Source organism: Actinomycetospora endophytica (assembly GCF_021026375.1).
GTDB classification, from domain to species: domain Bacteria; phylum Actinomycetota; class Actinomycetes; order Mycobacteriales; family Pseudonocardiaceae; genus Actinomycetospora; species Actinomycetospora endophytica.
Map to the genome: position 1 here is coordinate 79,430 of NZ_JAJNDB010000003.1, position 18,034 is coordinate 97,463.

21 protein-coding genes are annotated in these 18,034 nt (G+C 72.7%); 11 read left to right on the plus strand and 10 right to left on the minus strand.

Annotation, left to right across the window (positions count from 1 at the left end; all coding sequences use genetic code 11):
* Positions 1–11: 11 nt before the first annotated feature.
* A complete protein-coding gene (locus LQ327_RS15700; RefSeq protein ID WP_230735293.1) occupies positions 12–1,715 on the plus strand; it encodes a DHA2 family efflux MFS transporter permease subunit in 1,704 nt (567 codons plus the stop codon).
* Between the two features lie 55 nt (positions 1,716–1,770).
* On the opposite strand, the gene LQ327_RS15705 is transcribed toward LQ327_RS15700, so the two are convergent.
* From LQ327_RS15705 to LQ327_RS15715, 3 genes are read right to left on the minus strand one after another with little or no spacing between them, the layout of a single operon-like run.
* A complete protein-coding gene (locus tag LQ327_RS15705; protein WP_230735295.1) occupies positions 1,771–2,337 on the minus strand; it encodes an HD domain-containing protein in 567 nt (188 codons plus the stop codon).
* Between the two features lie 18 nt (positions 2,338–2,355).
* A complete protein-coding gene (locus LQ327_RS15710; RefSeq protein ID WP_230735297.1) occupies positions 2,356–2,721 on the minus strand; it encodes a hypothetical protein in 366 nt (121 codons plus the stop codon).
* 44 nt (positions 2,722–2,765) lie between these two features.
* The gene (locus tag LQ327_RS15715) at positions 2,766–3,563 is read right to left on the minus strand and encodes a hypothetical protein (protein WP_230735299.1); all 798 of its coding nucleotides are present in this window, start codon (positions 3,561–3,563) and stop codon (positions 2,766–2,768) included.
* On the opposite strand from LQ327_RS15715, the gene LQ327_RS33965 reads away from it, so the two are divergent.
* Complete coding sequence (locus LQ327_RS33965; RefSeq protein ID WP_308286322.1) at positions 3,525–5,603, plus strand: HNH endonuclease signature motif containing protein; 2,079 nt, start codon at positions 3,525–3,527, stop codon at positions 5,601–5,603. The genes LQ327_RS15715 and LQ327_RS33965 overlap by 39 nt on opposite strands.
* A 66-nt stretch (positions 5,604–5,669) precedes the next feature.
* On the plus strand, positions 5,670–6,398 hold the full coding sequence (locus tag LQ327_RS15730; RefSeq protein ID WP_230735301.1) for a UPF0158 family protein: 729 nt from the start codon (positions 5,670–5,672) through the stop codon (positions 6,396–6,398).
* Here the strand turns inward: LQ327_RS15730 and LQ327_RS15735 are convergent.
* The 3 genes from LQ327_RS15735 to LQ327_RS15745 form a co-directional block, all read right to left on the minus strand.
* Positions 6,395–6,778: a cupin domain-containing protein gene (locus LQ327_RS15735; RefSeq protein ID WP_230735304.1), complete on the minus strand. Its 384-nt coding sequence runs from the start codon at positions 6,776–6,778 to the stop codon at positions 6,395–6,397. The two genes, LQ327_RS15730 and LQ327_RS15735, sit on opposite strands and share 4 nt — an antisense overlap.
* A 67-nt stretch (positions 6,779–6,845) precedes the next feature.
* The gene (locus LQ327_RS15740; protein WP_230735306.1) at positions 6,846–7,631 is read right to left on the minus strand and encodes a crotonase/enoyl-CoA hydratase family protein; all 786 of its coding nucleotides are present in this window, start codon (positions 7,629–7,631) and stop codon (positions 6,846–6,848) included.
* Positions 7,631–8,767, minus strand: coding sequence for a TIGR03617 family F420-dependent LLM class oxidoreductase (locus LQ327_RS15745; RefSeq protein WP_230735308.1), 1,137 nt, complete (start codon positions 8,765–8,767; stop codon positions 7,631–7,633). Before LQ327_RS15745 ends, LQ327_RS15740 begins: the two co-directional genes overlap by 1 nt.
* A 135-nt stretch (positions 8,768–8,902) precedes the next feature.
* Between LQ327_RS15745 and LQ327_RS15750 the strand changes: the two genes are divergently transcribed.
* Entirely contained in the window at positions 8,903–9,061 is a 159-nt protein-coding gene (locus LQ327_RS15750; RefSeq protein WP_230735311.1) for a hypothetical protein, read from the plus strand.
* On the plus strand, positions 9,058–9,912 hold the full coding sequence (gene kynA / locus LQ327_RS15755; protein WP_230735313.1) for a tryptophan 2,3-dioxygenase: 855 nt from the start codon (positions 9,058–9,060) through the stop codon (positions 9,910–9,912). The genes LQ327_RS15750 and kynA overlap by 4 nt, the downstream gene beginning before the upstream one ends.
* A gap of 9 nt (positions 9,913–9,921) precedes the next feature.
* Here kynA and LQ327_RS15760 read toward each other — a convergent pair whose 3' ends face one another.
* Entirely contained in the window at positions 9,922–11,412 is a 1,491-nt protein-coding gene (locus LQ327_RS15760; protein ID WP_230735315.1) for an amino acid permease, read from the minus strand.
* Between the two features lie 263 nt (positions 11,413–11,675).
* Here LQ327_RS15760 and LQ327_RS15765 point away from each other — a divergent pair, with 263 nt between their 5' ends.
* From LQ327_RS15765 to LQ327_RS15780, 4 genes are all read left to right on the plus strand, one after another.
* Positions 11,676–11,852, plus strand: coding sequence for a YegP family protein (locus LQ327_RS15765; protein WP_230735317.1), 177 nt, complete (start codon positions 11,676–11,678; stop codon positions 11,850–11,852).
* A gap of 132 nt (positions 11,853–11,984) precedes the next feature.
* The gene (locus LQ327_RS15770; RefSeq protein ID WP_230735319.1) at positions 11,985–12,791 is read left to right on the plus strand and encodes a DUF1684 domain-containing protein; all 807 of its coding nucleotides are present in this window, start codon (positions 11,985–11,987) and stop codon (positions 12,789–12,791) included.
* Positions 12,792–12,958: 167 nt separating this feature from the next.
* Entirely contained in the window at positions 12,959–13,522 is a 564-nt protein-coding gene (locus tag LQ327_RS15775; protein ID WP_230735321.1) for a hypothetical protein, read from the plus strand.
* A gap of 258 nt (positions 13,523–13,780) precedes the next feature.
* Positions 13,781–14,257 (plus strand): class F sortase, encoded by a 477-nt coding sequence (locus tag LQ327_RS15780; protein WP_230735323.1) that lies wholly within the window; start codon positions 13,781–13,783, stop codon positions 14,255–14,257.
* A 1-nt stretch (position 14,258) separates the two neighbouring features.
* On the opposite strand, the gene LQ327_RS15785 is transcribed toward LQ327_RS15780, so the two are convergent.
* Positions 14,259–14,792 (minus strand): GNAT family N-acetyltransferase, encoded by a 534-nt coding sequence (locus LQ327_RS15785; protein ID WP_230735325.1) that lies wholly within the window; start codon positions 14,790–14,792, stop codon positions 14,259–14,261.
* A gap of 47 nt (positions 14,793–14,839) precedes the next feature.
* On the opposite strand from LQ327_RS15785, the gene LQ327_RS15790 reads away from it, so the two are divergent.
* Complete coding sequence (locus LQ327_RS15790; RefSeq protein WP_230735328.1) at positions 14,840–15,562, plus strand: SDR family NAD(P)-dependent oxidoreductase; 723 nt, start codon at positions 14,840–14,842, stop codon at positions 15,560–15,562.
* A 282-nt stretch (positions 15,563–15,844) separates the two neighbouring features.
* Positions 15,845–16,177, plus strand: a complete 333-nt coding sequence (locus tag LQ327_RS15795; RefSeq protein WP_230735330.1) for a hypothetical protein — start codon at positions 15,845–15,847, stop codon at positions 16,175–16,177.
* A gap of 19 nt (positions 16,178–16,196) precedes the next feature.
* On the opposite strand, the gene LQ327_RS15800 is transcribed toward LQ327_RS15795, so the two are convergent.
* Together LQ327_RS15800 and LQ327_RS15805 are read right to left on the minus strand one after the other, a co-directional pair.
* Positions 16,197–17,138 (minus strand): amidohydrolase family protein, encoded by a 942-nt coding sequence (locus LQ327_RS15800; RefSeq protein ID WP_230735333.1) that lies wholly within the window; start codon positions 17,136–17,138, stop codon positions 16,197–16,199.
* Between the two features lie 20 nt (positions 17,139–17,158).
* Positions 17,159–18,025, minus strand: a complete 867-nt coding sequence (locus LQ327_RS15805) for an oxygenase MpaB family protein (RefSeq protein WP_230735335.1) — start codon at positions 18,023–18,025, stop codon at positions 17,159–17,161.
* Positions 18,026–18,034: the final 9 nt, after the last annotated feature.

Consider the following 18,034-nt stretch of genomic DNA (forward strand, 5'->3'; position numbering starts at 1 on the left):
GACTCCCGGTGATGACGACCACATCGGCGGCGGAGGACGCGGGCACGGCCACGGCCGTCGCGCCGGCTCCTCCGCAGGTCGACGCGCCCGCCCGGGAACCCGTCGCCCCACCGGCGCCGCCCGCGCCGTCCCCGGCACCGTCACGCGGCTCGGCGACGCCCTGGATCATCTCCCTGCTCGTCCTCGTCACCGGCATGTTCATGTCGGTGCTCGACGTGAGCATCGTGAACGTCGCGATCCCGTCGATGCAGAAGGACTTCGGGGTCACCACCGACCAGATCCAGTGGGTCTCGACGGCCTATTCGCTCGCCCTCGGCGTGATCGTGCCGGCGAGTGCGTGGCTGGGGGAGCGGCTCGGGCTCGGCCGGGCCTATGTCGTCTCGCTCGTCGCGTTCGGCCTCGGGTCGGCGCTGTGCGGGCTCGCGTGGGACATCAACTCGATGATCGTCTTCCGCATCCTGCAGGCGATCCCGGGCGGGATCATCCCGGTGGTGGCGCTGTCGATGGTCTATCGCCTGGTGCCGCGGGAGCGGATCGGCGCGGCGATGGGGCTCTACGGGCTCGGCATCGTGTTCGCGCCGGCCGTCGGCCCCACGCTCGGCGGCTACCTGGTCGAGTACGTGAACTGGCGGCTGATCTTCTTCATCAACGTCCCGATCGGCATCATCGGCGCGATCGCGGCGCTGATGCTGCTGCCGCTGCCGAAGGGGTCCCGCGGGAAGCGGTTCGACGTCCTGGGCTTCGTGTCGATCGCCACCGGGCTGTTCTCCCTGCTCCTGGCGCTCTCCGAGGGGGAGTCGTGGGGGTGGACGTCCTACCCCGTGATGATCCTGTTCACGGTGGGCGCGCTGTGCCTGGCGCTGTTCGTCGTCATCGAGCTCGAGGTCGACGAGCCGATGCTGAACGTCCGGGTGTTCAAGTACTGGGCGTTCACGAACTCGCTGATCCTCATCGCGGTGCTCTCGGTGGGCCTGTTCGGCGTGCTGTTCTTCATCCCGTTGTTCCTGCAGCAGACGCAGGGCCTCGGCGCATTCGACACCGGCCTCCTGCTGCTCCCGCAGGCCCTCGTCATGGGTGTCCTCATGCCGGTCGCGGGACGGATCTACGACCGGTTCGGGCCGCGCTGGCCGGCGGTGATCGGGTTGTCGATCCTCGCCATCGGCACCTGGATGCTGCGCGACCTCGGGGTGGACTCGTCGTGGAGCGACCTGCGCTACATCCTGATGTTCCGGGCGATCGGCATGGGGCTGGCGATGATGCCGATCATGACCGGTGGGATCTCCGCGGTGCCTCCGGACCAGGTCAGCGGGGCGAGCGCGTTCAACAACGTCACCCAGCGCACCGCGGCCGCGATGGGCCTCGCCGCGCTGACCGCCCTGCTCGGCTCCCGCGAGGCGCAACAGCTCTCCGACACCGGCGGGATGATGGGGATGATGCCGAGCGCGACCGGTGGTGCCGCCTCGGCGGCGGCGGCGGCGTCGTCGTCCGGTTCCGGTTCCGGTTCGGGTGGCGGGGGCGGTGCCGCGGCCGCCACGTCGCAGATGCTCGAGCACTACATGACCTACCAGCAGGCCTCGGCGCAGGCGTTCGTCACCGCGTTGGACAACCTCATGATCGTCACCTCGGTGCTGACCGCCGTGGGCGTGGTGCTCGCGTGCTTCCTGCGCAGCGGGCCCGCCCCGTCGAGTGGGGGACCCGCCGTCGTCGAGGCGTGATCGTCGGGGCTCTGCCACGTGGCGGGGTGAAGCTGGCGGGCTCAGAGTGGCGGGCTCAGGGGGTCGTCGTGACGGGGTCGATCCCGGCGGCGGCCATGCGCGCGCGAGTGCGGTCGACGGCGGCGCGGAGCTGCGGTTCGGCCTCGTCCAGGAACCGGCTCACGACGTGCTCGGGTCCGTACCGGCGCCGGATCTCGGCCCAGCGTTCGTCGGGGATGGTCGGTAGGCCGGTCGGGCCGCGGACGGCGTCGCAGTACCAGAGCGCGTCGCGGGTGGGAGTGGCCTCGTCGTCGTACTGGTCCAGGGCGTCGAGGCCGCGTAGTCGGGCCTCGACGACGGCGCCGCTGTGGTGGGCGACGAGGGCCGTCACCCGGCGGTCGTAGCCGCGGGTCCGCAGGAAGCGGGCGCCGTCGAGCGGGTGGAAGCCGGTGCGCGCGACGACGGGGGAGTACCCGACGTCGTGCAGGACGGCCGCGGTGATCAGCGGTTCGCGGTCGACGTCGGGCACCGCGGCGAGCCGGATCGCCTCGCGGGCGACGGCCTGGGTGTGGAGCCAGCGGTCGGGCAGGTGGTCGGCGAGGGTGAGCTCGGCGAGCGCCCTGGCATCGGCGAACGACGGCATCCCGCCGACGTTAGGTGATCAGTCCAGCGTTGTGGTGCGGCGTCGTCTCCGTCTCTCGGCCACGGCCATGTCGAGGGCGGCGACGCCGAAGAAGCCGGCCATCGTCAGGACCAAGCCCCCGATCCACACGCCCCACCCGGCCGCACCGACCCCGACCGCCGTCCACCCGTCGTGGTCGGCGGCGCCGCTCGCGACCCACGCCCCGACCAGCAGCGACGCGCCGATCCCGCCGAGCGCGGTGAGCTGGAGGAAGCCGTACCTGACCAGCGGGCCGCACCGCGGGTCGTCGTTCGCCATCGCGAACGGGATCAGCGCGAAGAGCAGGAACAGGCCGCCGACGCCGAGCAGGGCGACGACGTTCGTCCAGGCCAGGACCGTGGTCATGGGGTGGACGGTGCTCGGGTGGACCGGGTCGGGGGAGCGGGGAACTACTCAGTGGGGTCCGGGAGGGCGGTCAGGATGCGCTCGAGCAGTTCCGGGTCGGATCGCTGTGGCCGCGGGCTCGGCATGCCGCGGACGCCGTCGGACGGGAATGACCAGATCACACGGCCCGGGGCAACCCGCTCGACGGCGCGATACCACTCGCGCAGCGGCGGGCCGAGCGTCTGATGGAGCCCGAACGACCGCCGACGGCGCGAGCTGTCCTGCGCCCACCGCCGCTGCAGGATCTCCGGCGCGGGGATGAACACCAGGGCGACGTCGGCCAGGCCCAGGCGCCCGGTCCCGAACGCGGCCCGTGCGTGGCGCAGCTCGTGCTCGAACCTGGACCATGGCGCGGCGCCGACCCTCGCCAGGCACCACGCGTAGTGCAGCTTCAGCGGGTCGCTGTCGCAGAGCACGACACGGCTCTGCTGCTCGAGCCTCACCGCCTGATGCCACCGGCCGACGTTGACGTCCGTCCAGTACGCCGCTCGCCGTTCTTCGTCCGAGCCGTCGGGCTCGTGATCGGTCGGGGTGTACTCCGGCACGACCGGCCATTCCTGCTGGTGACACCAGGTCGTCTTGCCGGCCGCGCTGGGACCCTCGACGGCGATGATCACCGCCTCATCATCGGCCGCGCCGGTTCGTCTGAGGAGTTCCGTGCGACTGATGCCGCTGATCGACAGGCTGTTGTGATCCATTTGCCGTGTCGGAATTGCCCTGATCGTCGGCTGGTGTCGTTCGAACGTGTGTTCGATACTTGATGGGTGACCGAACCCGTCGAGCCGTCCTCCTGGGACGCGCACCTGCCCCCGCCGCCGGACTGCGGCGAGGACTGGGAGCTCGACCTCTCGATCGCCCCGGAGCGGGCACCGCTCGCGGTCGAGGAGCTCGACCGGTTCCTCGCGTGGGTCGACCAGCAGGAGGCCCGGGAGAACGCCCCCACCACCGAGAGCGTGGGCGCGGGCGAGAGCGCTCCTGTCGGCCTGGGAGCTTCCGACAGCGACTCTGACGGTGACCCCGATGGCGGTTCGGATGCGCCGGAGTGGGCAGTGCCCGGCGTCGTCGCCGACGACGACGGCGAGGGGCGGTTGTCGCGGGCGAGTGCGACGGCGTTGGCTGAGGTCAGCGAGTCGTGGACCGCGCTGCGGACGGCGCAGGCCCGCTGCTACCGAGCGTTGAACGGGCTGCACGCCTCGGACGCGGTCGCCGAGAGCGGCTACCGCAGCCTGTCCGGGCTGCTGGCCGACCAAGTCCGCGTCAACTCCGACGAAGCCCTCCGGCTGCACCGCCACGCCCTGTCGCTGGCCCCGGCGGTCTCGTCGACCGGCACCCCGATCCCGGCCGAGCTGCCGGCCACCGCCGCCGGGGTCGACGACGCGGTCATCGGGCCCGCCCACGTCGAGGTCATCCGCCCGACCATGCGCCGCCTCGCCGCGGTGACCCCGGCGATCGACCCCGAGGTCCTCGCCGTCACCGAAACCCAACTGGCCGGGCTGGCCGCCACCCACACCCCGGCGGCGCTCAAGCAGGCCGCCACCGCGATCCTCGCGCTGCTCGACCCCGACGGCACTGCCCCCGACGACGACCCACCACCCGAGAACGAACTGCACTACCTACGCCGCCGCGACGGCTCGCTGACCGGCAAGTTCATCTACCGCGACCCGGCCGCCGCGGAAACCCTGCACACCGCGCTGACCACGGCCACCCCACCGCCGGACACCGTCCCCGACCGGGAACCCGGACAGCCCCGCGGGGAGAGCGCCGACTCCCACGCCCGCCGCACCCTGCCCGAGCGCCGTGCCCAGGCCATGCTCGACCTCGCCGCCGAAGCCATCACCCGCGGCCTGAACATCACCGACCCCGACAGCCCCGACTCCGGCGCCGGCGAGGACACCGCCACCTGGGGCATCTTCCCCCTCGACGACCACCACGACGCCGAGAAGCGCACCCACAGCAACACCAGCGACAGCCCTGGCGGGAGCACCGGTACCGAGGCCCACCACGGCACCGGCGATGGCGACGGCGAGAGCACGGCCACCGACGCCCAGCACGGCACCGGCGACGGCGACGGCGACGGCGACGAGAGCCACGGCGGGGGCCAGAGCGACGGCGACGAGAGCCACGGCGAGGGCCAGAGCGACGGCGAGAGTGAGAGCGAGAGTGAGAGCGCCGCCGACGGGGCCGACGCTGCGGGCGACGAGCCGACCGGTCCCCACCCCGCACCGGGAGCACCCCAGCGCCCGCCCGACCCGTCCGGGGGCCCACCCGGCTGGACCCGCGCCGACCTCGAAGGCGGCGACCGGGTCGCGCTCACCCTGACCCTGAACTACGACGCTCTGCGCGCCGCGCTCACGACCATTGACTCCGACGCGCCCACCCACGCCGACGTCGGCTACACCGGCCACCTCGGACTGCTCGGCGAGAACACCTGGATCCGCCCCGAGACCGCCCGCCGGTTGGCGTGCGACGCCGAACTCATCCCCCTCGTGCTCGGCAGCGGCAGCGAAGTCCTCGATCTCGGCCGCAAGAAACGCATCGCCAACCCCGCGCTGCGCCGCGCGGTCACCCACCGCGACCGCCACTGCGCCCACCCCGGCTGCCGCCGTCGCGCCCGCCGCTGCCAGGTCCACCACATCCTCCACTGGATCGACGGCGGCGAATCCAACCCCGACAACTGCGTTCTTCTCTGCGGCTACCACCACACCCTGATCCACCACAGCGGCTGGGACGTCCACATGATCGACGGACTGCCCTGGTTCACCCCACCCACCTACATCGACCCCGCCCAGAGACCCCGCCACAACCGCCCCTGGACGCTGGTCGCCGTCCCGCCCGCCCCCTGAACGGCGCTGTATTGGTGAACCACCACCGGGGCGCCCGTCGACCGCAAGGGTGGAGACTCGACCGCCATGGACGCCGCCGACCCGAGGAGCGAGCTCCGAGGCGCCATCGCCCGGCGCGACACCCGCGCGGTCCTCGCTGCGCTGCGGAAGATCGAGCCGGATGAGTGCCTCCAGCTGGCCGGCGACGGGCTGGTCGCTGTGCTCGGCGAGAAGAACTCCGGTGCCCAGGAGGCCGCCGAGGCGTGGATCGCGAGACTGCGGGATCGGGACTGGGACGGCGACGGCGAGCTGGCCGTCCAGCTCGCCGCGCGGCTCGGGACTGCCGCGGCGCCCCTGCTGCGTCCGGTACCGGTCGACCTCGACGAGCTCTCGTCCTTTCTCGAGGGAGACCCCTCGAACGGCGGCGGCCGTATCGACCTGCGCACCGGTGTCGTCTGGCCCGATTTCCTCGGGGATGAGATCGACCTCGACGCGGAGGACGACGAGGACGACGAGGACGACGAGGACGACGGCCCCACGCGATGGCTCGCGTTCGACTGCCTCGGCTCCAGGTCGGGCTACCGCGACATGCAGCGGTTCGCCGAGACGATCCCGGACGAGGACCGTCGTGACCGCCTGGACGTCGCGCTCCAGGGCCGCGGCGCGTTCCGGCGATTCCGGGACGTCCTCGCGCCGTGGCCTGACGACTTCACCCGCTGGCACGCCTTCTCCGACGAACGCCGGGTCGGCCGGGCGCGGGCCTGGCTCGCGGACGCCGGATACTCCGTGGCCCCGCGCCCGCGCTCGCCCGGCTAGTTGGTCGGGTGGAGGTGGTGGATGTCGAAGGGCTTGTTGGTGATGAAGAGGAAGGTGCAGTCCTCGTCATCGGTCGCGCCGTGCTCCATCGACCCGCCCTCGGGGAACCACACGAAGCTGCCGGGGCCGTAGGTCCCCTGGTGGGTGTTCAGCGTCCCGGACAGCACGTAGATCCCGTGCCCGCACGGATGGGTGTGCCAGGGGTTGGTGAAGCCGGCGCGGTACACCATCTTGATCACCTGCATGCCGGTGTCCGGGTCGTCGAGCAACGGGACGTGCTCGAGCACCGCGCCGATCGCCGGCACCGGGAAGTCCTGCCACGCGGCGGTGGTGGTGTCGACGACGGTGAGCTTGACGGGTTCCGGCGCGGTGCTGGTCATGGAGCCGAAGCCTCGGCCACGGGTATTGCGGGCCGATGTCAGCCGGACGACGACGGAGTCACCGACGTCAGCGGCCGGTCCATTCGGGCGAGCGCTTCTCGGCGAACGCCCGAGGACCTTCGCGCGCGTCGTCGCTGGCGAAGACTCGGGACATGACGGCGGTGTTGTCGTCCCAGGCCGCGTCGCCGTGCTCGTCGGTGTGCGCGGCCCGCCGCATGAGGCCCCGGGACTCGCGCACGGCCAGCGGCGCGTTCGCGGCGATCGTCGCGGCCATCGCCCGGGCCGCGTCCAGGGCGGTCCCGGCCGGCGCCACGCGGTTCACCAGCCCCAGCTCGTAGCCCCGCGCCGCGCTGATCGGTTCGCCGGTCATCGCGATCTCGAGAGCGACCGCGCGGGGGATGCGCTGCGGCAGGCGGAGCAGACCGCCCGCGCCGGCGGCGAGACCGCGGGCGACCTCCGGCAGGCCGAGCTGGGCGTTCTCGTCGGCGACGGCGAGATCGCAGGCGAGCATGAGCTCCAGCCCGCCACCGAAGGCGAGGCCGTTGACCGCGGCGATCGTCGGGGTCGTGAGCGGGTGGCGGGCGAATCCGCCGAAGCCCCACTCGGGATGGTCGGGATGATCGAGCCGCAGACCCTGCGCGACCGCCTTCAGGTCGGCCCCGGCGCTGAACGCGCGGCCGGTGCCGGTGACCACGATCGCGCGCACCGAGTCGTCGTGGTCGGCGGTCTCGAGCGCGGTGCCGAGCGCGGCGGCGACCGCCGGGCTCACCGCGTTGAGTGCCTTCGGCCGGTCGAGGGTGACGACGGTGATCCCGTCGCTCGTCTCGACGTGCACCGGGTCCTCGTCAGACATCAACGCCTCCGATGTGGATGCTCGAGCTCCGCCGGCTCTCCCTGAATCTCGGCCCGTGCCGCCGAGTCGTCCGCACCCTGCACCACGGACGCCAGGCGCTGCAGGGTCGCGCGATCGCGATCGCGGTGCTCCGGGTCGATCGCGATCGAGAACTCGACGTCGGTGACCACCCGGGCGTAGCGCTCCAGCAGGCGCTCGCCGATCTCGTCGTGGGTGCCGATGACGGCGAAGCGGTCCAGCGTCGCGTCATCGATCATCTTCGGCAGCTCCTCCCAGCGCTGGGCCTTGGAGTGCTCCTTGGCTTCGGTGGCGAGGTCGCCCAGGCCGAGGTGGTCGAACGCGGCGCGGTAGCCGGGCGTCGAGGCGTAGAACGCGATCCGGGCGCGGGCGTCACGGATCTTCGGCTGGAGTTCCTCCTCGGTGGGCGCGGACGCGACGAGGGGCTTCATGGCGACGCGGAACCCGTCGAGCGAGCGGCCGGAGCGAGCGGCCCCGCGTCGCACGGCCGGGAGCATGACCTCCGCGATGTAGCTCGGGGTGCACACCGGGTGGGGGCGGACGCCGTCGGCGACCTCGCCGGCCACGGCGCACATGTTGGGGTTGACCGCGGCGAGGTGTACCGGGATGTCCGGGTGCTCGATCGGTCCGGCGTCGAACAGCGGCACCATGAGATCGAGGTCGTAGTGCTCACCGTGGTGGTCGAGCTGCTCGCCGGTCTGCCAGGTGCGCCAGACCGCCCGCACCGCGCGGACGTAGTCGCGCATCCACGGCGCGGGCGGGTGCCAGTCCATCCCGTAGCGGCGCCGGATGTGCCCGCGCACCTGGGTGCCGAGCCCGAGTGTGAACCGCCCGCCGGAGAGTTTCTGCTGGGTCCACGCCTGCAGCGCCATCGTCGTCGGGCTGCGCGGGAACGCGATGGCGACGGCGGTGGACAGCCGTAGGCGCCGGGTCGCGGCGGCGGCGAGGGTGAGCACGACGAACGGGTCGTCCTTGGTCTCCTCGACGGCGAGCCCGCCGTACCCGATCTCCTCGAGCAGCTCCGCGTTGGCGGCCACGCTGCCCAGGTCCATCGGCGTCTCGGGCGCGCGGAGCCCGGGATCGACCTTGCCCAGCGGCAGCAGGGTCTCCAGGCGCATCGGGCTACCGACCTCCTCGTCGGGGTGGGCGGAGCGGGTGTGGGCGCAGCGCGGGCGCGACCGAGTCTGGCACCGGCCGGGTGTGAAGGCAGAACAGACTGGTAGCGGCCCGTCCGGGCGCGCAGGATCGTCGTCGTGACCGCCGAGCATCGCGAGTACGAGTCCGAGGGCGGCGACCCGGTGTGCTGGATGCACCTGCTCTGCCCGTCGTGCGGGGCCATGCCGGATCCCGACGAGCAGGACCCGGCGAACTCCGGGACCTGCCCGCGCTGCGGCGAGGAGCGCGCCGGATGAGCGTCGATCCGGACCGCCACACCCGCCCCATCGAGGCGGGCGTCGTCCGGGACTTCACCGAGAACCTGTCGTACGGGAGCTACCTGCACCTCGACGAGCTGCTGGCCGCGCAGCACCCGCTCTCCCGCCCGGAGCACCACGACGAGCTGCTGTTCGTCATCCAGCACCAGACCTCGGAGCTCTGGCTCAAGCTCGCGCTCCACGAGCTCGCCACCGCCTGCGAGGACCTGGCCCGCGACGACCTCGCCCCGGCGCTCAAGCGGCTCGCCCGCGTCAAGCACGTGCAGCGCCAGCTGATCGAGCAGTGGTCGGTGCTCGCGACGCTGACCCCGAGCGAGTACGGCCAGTTCCGGGGGTTCCTGGGGACGTCGTCGGGGTTCCAGAGCTACCAGTACCGCGCCGTCGAGTTCGTCCTCGGGAACAAGAACGCGGACATGCTCACGCTGTTCGCCGACGACCCGACGGCGCAGCGCATCCTCACCGACGCCCTCGACCGGCCGAGCCTCTACGACGAGTTCCTCCGGCTGCTGGCTCGTCGCGGGCACGCGGTGCCCGAGGAGCTGCTGCACCGTGACGTGCGGGAGCCGCACGTCGAGAACGCCGGCCTCGTCGAGGTCTTCCGGGAGATCTACGCCGACCCGGAGCGGTACTGGGACGTCTACGAGGCCTGCGAGGAGCTCGTCGACATCGAGGAGAACGTCCAGCTCTGGCGCTTCCGGCACCTCAAGACCGTCGAGCGGACCATCGGGTTCCGCACCGGGACCGGTGGCTCGAGCGGCGCGGCGTTCCTGCGCCGCGCCCTCGAGCTCACCTTCTTCCCGGAGCTCTACGCCGTCCGGGCGGCGCTCTAGCCGCCCTGGTCAGTCGTCGTCGCGCTCCGGGCGTTCCGCGACGACGGGGTACTGGCCGGTGATCTCGCCGCGGGCCAGCGCCGCGGCCCGGACGCGGTCGCGGCACAGGTACCAGCCGACGATCAACGCCGGGATGATGACGACGAGCGTGGCGAGCGTGTAGGTGCCGACCGGGTAGTCGAAGCCCATCAGCACCAGCACCGCGACCAGGAACGCCACCGTGAGCCACCCCGACCACGGCGCGCCCGGCATCCGGAAGTGCGGCCGGTGCACGATGCCGTGCCGCCACCACGAGAACAGCCGCAGCTGACAGAGCACGATCGTGCCCCACGAGGCGAGGATCCCCAGCGCGGACATGTTCAGCACGATCTCGAACGCCTCGCCCGGGTTGAGGGCGTTGAGCCCGACCCCGAGCAGCGTGATGCACGAGGTCAGCACGATGCCGCCCCACGGGACGCCGTTGCCGGTCATCCGCGACGTGAACGCCGGGGCGCTGCCGTTCATCGCCATCGACCGCAGGATGCGCCCGGTCGAGTAGAGGCCGGCGTTGAGGCTGGAGAGCGCGGCGGTGAGCACGACGAGGTTCATGACGGTGCCCGAGCCGTTGACGCCGATGTGCGCGAAGAACGTGACGAACGGGCTCTCCGACTTCGAGTACATCGTGTAGGGCAGCAGCAGCGCGAGGAGCACGAGCGAGCCGACGTAGAAGAGCGCGATGCGGGCGACCACCGAGTTGATCGCGCGCGGCATGACCTTCTCGGGGTTCTCGGTCTCGCCCGCCGCGGTGCCCACCAGCTCGACCGCCGCGTACGCGAACACCACGCCGCTGATGACGATCACCAGCGGGAGGATCCCGGTCGGGAAGAGCCCGCCCGTGTCGCCGACCATCCCGAACCCGGTCGGCCGGCCCTCGACGGGGAACCGCCCGACGAGGAACACCGTGCCGATCACGAGGAACGCGACCAGCGCCACCACCTTGATGATCGCGGCCCAGAACTCGATCTCGCCGAACAGCTTGACCGAGATGAGGTTCATCGTCAGCACGATCACCAGGGCGATGAGCGCGATCGTCCACTGCGGGATCACCTGGAACGCCGTCCAGTAGTGCATGTAGGTCGCGATCGCGGTGGTGTCGACGATCGAGGTCATCGCCCAGTTCAGGAAGTACAGCCAGCCGGCGACGTAGGCGGCCTTCTCGCCGTAGAACTCCCGGGCGTAGGACACGAAGGACCCCGACGACGGCCGGTGCAGCACCAGTTCGCCGAGGGCTCGCAGGATGAGGAAGACGAAGATCCCGCAGAACGCGTAGACCAGGAAAAGGCCCGGTCCGGCGCTCGCGAGCCGTCCGCCGGCGCCCAGGAACAGGCCGGTGCCGATCGCGCCGCCGATCGCGATCATCTGGACCTGACGGGGCTTCAGCCCCTTGTGATAGCCCTCGTCCTCGTGGGCGAGCGATGAGTTGTCGTAGCTGTCCGCCGTCGTCGTCGTGGGTTCTGCCATCGCCGTCCTCCCCGTGACCGCTCCGTCACGGCGAGTACCGGACGGACGGGCGAGAGGCTAGTAAGCGCTTGCAACGATCACGGGACGACATGCTGAGAACATGTGAATTCTGGTCGGTTCGAGGCGATGGTCCGGAACGCGGCCGGCCGTCGTGATCATGGCTTCCGGGTCGACGCGCCGGGAGGAACGGTTCTCCTCGATGGTCGTCCGGCGCTAGCGTCCCTTCTGACCAGCAGTTTCGGCATCAAGGGGAGGCAGGGGTCATGTCTGGGAAGTTCGAGGTCTACGAGGACCGTTCCGGGAAGTTCCGCTTCCGTCTCAAGGCGAGCAACGGGCAGATCGTGGCGTCGGGGGAGGCCTACGAGACGAAGGCCGCGGCCCGGAAGGGTTGTGAGTCGGTACAGAAAGCGGCCGAGGGGGCCAAGGTCGTCGAGGCCTGAGCTCCGCGGGCTCCGGCGGGCCGGTGCGCCCGGCCCGCCGGAATCCGTGACCGTCTGAATTGGTGGCGACCGGAATCCGTGGCCGCCGCCCGGGGTTGGCCCGGGCAGGACCCGACACCGGGAGGACGTCCGATGACCGTCACCGACGACAGCACGACCCTGCTCGCGGACTGGCAGCGCTGGCACGACGACCGCGAGGCGACCCTGCGCGAGCCGCACGGCTGGCTGGCGCTCACGGCCCTCGAGTGGCTGGACGAGACCCCGCGGGCGATCGCCGACCTGCCGGGCACGTGGCGCGCCCCGGGTGACGGCAGCATCGAGATCGCCGCGTCGGCGGCGGACGGGGTCGAGGTCGAGGGCGAGCGCGTGGACGGCACGGCCACGGTCCGGCCCGTCGACGGGGCGCCGGGCGTCCTGGTCGCCGTCGGGGACCGGGTCGTCGAGCTCGCCCGCCGCACCGACTCGTACGCGCTGCGCGTCCGCGACCCGCGCGCCGCCACCCGCGCCGCCTTCACCGGCGTGCCCGCGTTCCCGGTGGACGCGCGATGGGTCGTCACGGGGCGCTTCGAGGCCTACGCCGCGCCGGAGCGGATCACGGTCGGCGCCGTCGTCGACGGGCTGCAGCACTTCCCGACGGCGGTGGGGACCGTGACGTTCCCGGTGGACGGGCACGAGCACCGGCTGGTGGCCCTCGCCGGCAAGGACGGCGGACTGTCGCTGCACTTCCGCGACGCCACCAGCGGCGTCAGCACCTACGGCGGCGGACGCATCCTGCGGACGGCCGATCCGGCGGCGGACGGCTCGCTCCCCATCGACTTCAACCGCACGGTCAACCTGCCGTGCGCGCTCACCGCCTACGCGACGTGCCCGCTCCCGCCGGCGGACAACGTGCTCGACGTCGCGATCGAGGCCGGCGAGACCCTGCCCGATCCGTCCTGAGACGTCGTCTTCGCTGGTCACGCGCCGGAGTCGGAGTGGAACACTGAGGAACGGATGAGAGAACTCCACAAAAGGTTGCGTGCTAACGGCTCGCGTGCTGTGTGAGACCTCGCGTATCGGGTAAGAAACCCGCGACTCGTCATCGGAACGAGACACGGGGAGGACTCATGACGCGAGTGACCATGACCCGCGCCGGGTTGGCGATCGCAGCGGCGGCGCTGTCGATCGGCGCCCTGGGAGCGTGCTCCGGAGGGACGCCGCAGGTTCCGCAGAACCTGCCGTCCGGGGTTCCGACGGCCCTGCCGTCGAACCTGCCGAGCATCCCGGGCCAGGGCGGCCAGCCCGGTCAGCCGGGCCAGCCGGCGCCGGGACAGCCAAGTGCCGCGAGCGGTGCCGCCGGCGGGGCCTCGGGGGGTGCCGCAGGCGGCGCGGCCGCGGGACAGCCCGGCGCCGAGGGCCAGGGCGGTGCGGCCGGTGGGGCCGCGGGCTCGGGCGGTGCCGCCGGGTCCGGAGGGTCCGCCGGTTCGGGCAGCTCGGGCAGCGGCTCCGGTTCGGGCAGCACCGGCACCGGCGGCGCGCCCAGCCAGACGCCGTCGGGTGGCGTGCAGACCGGCGCCGGGAGCACGTCGGGCGTCGAGCACGGCGAGCTGTTCGGCCTCGGTGGCGTCGCGCTGGTCGCGGCCGGTGGCGTCGCGGTGGCGGCGACCCGTCGTCGTCGCACCCAGGACTGACGACTGGGAACGAACGAGGACGGCGCCGACGCTCCGGCGTCGGCGCCGTCCGACCCCTCCACCTCCCGGTGGCGTCGCGGTCCGCTGCTGCTCGGCCTCGCGGGGCTGCTCGCGCTGATCGGGATCGGGGCGATCACGGCCGGGCTGCTCCTCCAGCAGAGCGCCCCCGTCGAGCACGACGCGGGCTCGCTCCCGGCACCGCCCCCGATCACCCAGGTCGCCCCGCGGCCCCCGGCGTCGACGGCCCCGTCTACCCCGGTGGGCCCGCCGCCCTCGCCGCCGGCCCGCATCGTCATCGGCCGGATCGGTGTCGACTCGCGCGTGGCCTCGGTCGGGCTGAACCCGGACCGGACGATGGAGGTCCCGGCCAAGGGCCCGCTCTACGACCTCGCCGCCTGGTACCGCTACTCGGTCACCCCGGGACAGCAGGGTCCGTCGGTGATCGTCGGGCACATCGACTCGGCGGCGAACGGGCCGTCGGTGTTCTTCCGGCTCGGAGCGCTCGTCCCCGGGGACACCGTGGCGGTGACCCGCGAGGACGGGCGCACGGTGCCCTTCACCGTCTACGCCACCCGCTCCTTCGCCAAGGACACCTTCCCCTCGACCGAGGTCTACGCCGGTACCCCGGGCCCGGAGCTCCGCCTGATCACCTGCAGCGGCTCGTTCGACGAGAGCACGCGCAACTACCGCGACAACACCGTCGTCTTCGCGAGGGAGAGCGGCCCGCCGACGTGAGTCAGTGGTCGAGCGCCGCCAGGTCGTCCAGCGCCGGACCGTCGACCCGGTGCGTGGTCCAGCCGTCCTGCGGGGTCGACCGGAGGGTCGCGTAGAAGTCGAGCGCCGGGGTGTTCCAGTCGAGCACCGCCCACTCGAGCCGCGCCCACCCGCGCTCACGGCACGTCGTCGCGAGGCGGGCCAGCAGGGCCCGCGCCAGCCCGAGCCGGCGGAACGACGGCGAGACGTAGAGATCCTCGAGGTGCATGCCGTGCGCCCCGGTCCAGGTCGAGAAGGTGACGAACCACAGCGCCATCCCGGCGACCGCGCCGTCGACGTCCGCGACGTGGCCGAACACCGCCGGACGGTCCGAGAACAGCGCGGCGTGCAGCTGCTCGGCGCTCAGTAGGCAGGACTCGGGCTCGCGCTCGTACTCGGCGAGCTCGTGGACGTAGCGGACCACCGTGGGCACGTCGTCCGGGCGGATCGCCCGGACGGTGACGACAGGTCGGGCATCGGGGTTCTCGGGCGCGGCGGAGTCTGGGCGGGCGGACACGCGACCATCATCTCCGTCGGGGACGACGACGAGCCGAGGAGGACCTCATGGCGGCGGTGGTGACGGGTGGCGGCACCGGCATCGGTCGGGCGATCGCGGAGGCACTCGCCCGCCTCGGGCACCCGGTGGCGGTGGTGTACAGCCGCTCCGCCGACGAGGCGGCGGCCACCGTCGAGGCCATCCGCGCGGCAGGCGGCACCGCCGCGGCGTTCCCGACCGACGTCACCGACGACGACGCGGTGCGGGCGCTGATGACCGACGTCCGGGAGGCGCTCGGCCCGGTCTCGGTCCTGGTCAACAACGCCGGCGGCACCGAGCACATCGCGCTGGACGACCTCGAGGCGGCGGACGACGAGGTCTTCGAGCGGCTCTTCCGGCTGAACACGCTCTCCGCGTGGCACTGCGCGCGGGCGGCGGCGGAGGACCTGCGCGCGGCCGACGACGGGTGCGTCATCAACGTCGGGAGCGCCTCGGTGTCGTCGGGGCGGGGGTCGTCGGTGCCCTACGTGGTGTCGAAGGCCGCCCTCTCCGGCCTGACCCGGGCGCTCGCGAACGCGCTGGCGCCGGCGCGGGTCAACGAGGTGTGGCCGGGCCTCGTGCTCACCCGCTGGTGGGCGGGCAAGGAGGAGCAGGGCCGGGCGCTCGCCGCGAACGCGATCGTCGGCCGCGAGACGACGGTCGACGACATCGCGGCCGCCGTCGTCGGGCTCGTGACGTCGCGGGCGATCACCGGCCAGACGATCACGATCGACGGTGGCCAGACGCTGTAGTCGCCCTCGGAATGATCACGCCTTCGGGTGGCGTGGCGGTGGTCGGCCACGGTCGCTCAGCGAGGCGGGCGGCGGCTTGCACTGCCCCGTTCGTGTCCGGACGGTCGGTCCCGTCGGCGTGGCGGCGACCGACCCACCGACGGGGGCGCCGGCGGGCACGACAGGGCGTCACGCGACCACGACCAAGATCAGCATCCGGGGGAGATCTCGGCGCCACGTTCGGCCGCACGGGGCCGGGAGGCCGGGCTCAAGGTCCGTCGCGGTACGGCCGAAACCGGACATGTGACCGTCTCGCGTGACATCTCCCCGGCCCCCGCTCCCCACGACACCGAGGCCGCCCCCGGCGCGCCGAGCCCCCGCACGCCGCAGGAACCGGCCGCCGTCGTCGTGCCGACCCAGTCGTCGCTCGACATGGGTGAGCGCACGCGCCGTGCCGTCACCGCCCTGCGCCGGGCCACCCGGGACGGGTCGGTGCACCACCACCGGCACCCCGGGGTGCCGCGGAACCGTCGCGCGCCGGGGATCGAGGTCGTGCGGGTCTGGGCGGACGGCCGGGACCTGGCCGAGCAGCGCCGGGCGTGCCGGACCTGCACGCCGGAGACCGCCGGCTGCTGACTGCTGACCGACCCCGGCGCTACAACCCGAGCAGCGCCTTCGCGTTCCCGTGGGCGATGCAGTCCCGATCGCCGTCGTCCAGCGCGGCGTCGCGCAGGAAGGACGTCGCCTGGGTCGAGTCCGCGAACGGGTGGTCGACCGAGAAGAGGATCCGCTCCGGCCCGAACGTCGCGAGCGCGCAGGCCAGCGGGGGCCCGGTGGTGTAGCCCGCGGTCGTGATGAGGACCTGGTCGAGGACCGTGTCCCACACCGACCGCTCGCCGGCGGAGGACGGGGTCAGGCGCTCGTCGGCCCGGGCGAGCGAGAACGGCAGGTTCTCGCCCATGTGCCCGACGACGAGGCGCAGGTCCGGGTGCGCGTCGAACGTCCCGGAGACGGCGAGGCGCAGCACGTGCATGCCGGTCTCGGCGTGCCAGCCCCACCCCGCCGTCGCGAGCGTGGCGCCCGCGTGTTCGGGCAGGCGCGCGAAGTAGACGTCGGCGACGGCGGGTGGCGGCGGGGCGGGGTGCAGGTAGATCGGCACGCCCAGCGCGGTGGCGGCGGCGAGCACGGGCGTGAACTGGGGATCGTCGAGGAAGCGCCCGTGGGTCTGGCCGAAGATCATGGCGCCGACGAAGCCCGCCTCGCCGACGGTGCGGCGCAGCTCCTCGGCGGCGGCCGTTGGGTCGCCGAGGGGGAGCGTGGCGAAGGCGCCGAAGCGGTCGGGGTGCTCGGCGACGGCCGCGGCGAGGCGGTCGTTGGCGGCGCGGGCCAGCCCGACGCCCGCGGCGCCGGCCTCCTGGATGCCGTGCCCGAGGACCGAGAGGACCTGCACGTCGACCCCTGCAGCGTCCATGGTCGCGAGCCGGCCCTCGCCGAGGTCGTCCAGCTCGTCGAGCACGCCGGGCATCCCGGAGCCCATCGCGCCGGGCAGGTCCAGGTCCTTCGGGAAGGCGTGTTCCTCGATCGCGATGATGCGCACCCGATCAGCCTGACCCGTCGTCACACCAGCGGCATCCCGAGGCGACGCCGCGCGCGGACGTCGGCGAGATAGGCGTTGTAGGGGAAGCGGCGCAGCGGTCCCGGGAGGCGGGTCAGGACCGCGCCGATCCGGCGCATCGTCGTCTCGAAGCGCTCCTGGTCGGCGTCGGACCACTCGAGCCCCATCAGCGATCGGAACGGCTCGCGCAGGAAGCCCGTGGTCAGGAAGGCGTTCGCCCCCGCGGTGATCCGGAACGGACCGGGCAGGAAGTCGAGGTCGATCAGGCGCCACAGGTAGGTGCGCACGGTGTCGTCGAGGCGCACGTTCTCGAGTTCGCCGTCCCACCAGCGCTCGAACGCCGCGCGATCGTCCGGCCACTGCTCCGGCCGGACCTGCAGGCCGGTGCCCAGCGGGGCGCACTCCCGGTAGACGTCGTCGGGCAGCCACGCGCCGGGGCGGCCGTGCAGGAGCGCCCAGGTGTCCTCGAACGCGCGCAGGAGGCAACCGGCGACCCACATCTGCAGCTCGCGGTCGAACGCGTCGTAGGCGACCGGGCTGGACGCCGTCGAGCGCACCTGCGCGTGGGAGCGCCCGACCGCCCGCCGGTACGCGCGGATGTCGGGCTCGTCGCCGAGCATCGTCACGGACAGGTAGCTGCTCGTGGTCCGGAGACGGTGCCACGGGTGGAGCATGAGGTTGCCGGACTCGACGCGACTCTCCACCACGCCGTGCCCGACGCCGGGCCGGGCCAGCTGCATGATCACGTTCGCCGCGGCGGCCAGGGCCACCGCCGCCGTCACGGTGTCGGCCGCGCGGCGTGGCGTGCCGTCACGGGCGGGGTCGATCAGCACGGTGCCTCCCGGGTCGTCGCGTCCGGCCCCGATCATGCACGATCC

What these genes read in the sequence shown, in the direction of transcription:
- LQ327_RS15775 (WP_230735321.1), top strand. Translation starts at nt 12,959, where the DNA reads ATGACGCGAGTGACCATGACCCGCGCCGGGTTGGCGATCGCAGCGGCG.
- kynA (WP_230735313.1), top strand. Translation starts at nt 9,058, where the DNA reads ATGAGCGTCGATCCGGACCGCCACACCCGCCCCATCGAGGCGGGCGTC.
- LQ327_RS15735 (WP_230735304.1), bottom strand. Translation starts at nt 6,778, where the DNA reads ATGACCAGCACCGCGCCGGAACCCGTCAAGCTCACCGTCGTCGACACC.
- LQ327_RS15765 (WP_230735317.1), top strand. Translation starts at nt 11,676, where the DNA reads ATGTCTGGGAAGTTCGAGGTCTACGAGGACCGTTCCGGGAAGTTCCGC.
- LQ327_RS15740 (WP_230735306.1), bottom strand. Translation starts at nt 7,631, where the DNA reads ATGTCTGACGAGGACCCGGTGCACGTCGAGACGAGCGACGGGATCACC.
- LQ327_RS15790 (WP_230735328.1), top strand. Translation starts at nt 14,840, where the DNA reads ATGGCGGCGGTGGTGACGGGTGGCGGCACCGGCATCGGTCGGGCGATC.
- LQ327_RS15710 (WP_230735297.1), bottom strand. Translation starts at nt 2,721, where the DNA reads ATGACCACGGTCCTGGCCTGGACGAACGTCGTCGCCCTGCTCGGCGTC.
- LQ327_RS15705 (WP_230735295.1), bottom strand. Translation starts at nt 2,337, where the DNA reads ATGCCGTCGTTCGCCGATGCCAGGGCGCTCGCCGAGCTCACCCTCGCC.
- LQ327_RS15770 (WP_230735319.1), top strand. Translation starts at nt 11,985, where the DNA reads ATGACCGTCACCGACGACAGCACGACCCTGCTCGCGGACTGGCAGCGC.
- LQ327_RS15730 (WP_230735301.1), top strand. Translation starts at nt 5,670, where the DNA reads ATGGACGCCGCCGACCCGAGGAGCGAGCTCCGAGGCGCCATCGCCCGG.
- LQ327_RS15745 (WP_230735308.1), bottom strand. Translation starts at nt 8,767, where the DNA reads ATGCGCCTGGAGACCCTGCTGCCGCTGGGCAAGGTCGATCCCGGGCTC.
- LQ327_RS15700 (WP_230735293.1), top strand. Translation starts at nt 12, where the DNA reads ATGACGACCACATCGGCGGCGGAGGACGCGGGCACGGCCACGGCCGTC.
- LQ327_RS15760 (WP_230735315.1), bottom strand. Translation starts at nt 11,412, where the DNA reads ATGGCAGAACCCACGACGACGACGGCGGACAGCTACGACAACTCATCG.
- LQ327_RS15805 (WP_230735335.1), bottom strand. Translation starts at nt 18,025, where the DNA reads ATGATCGGGGCCGGACGCGACGACCCGGGAGGCACCGTGCTGATCGAC.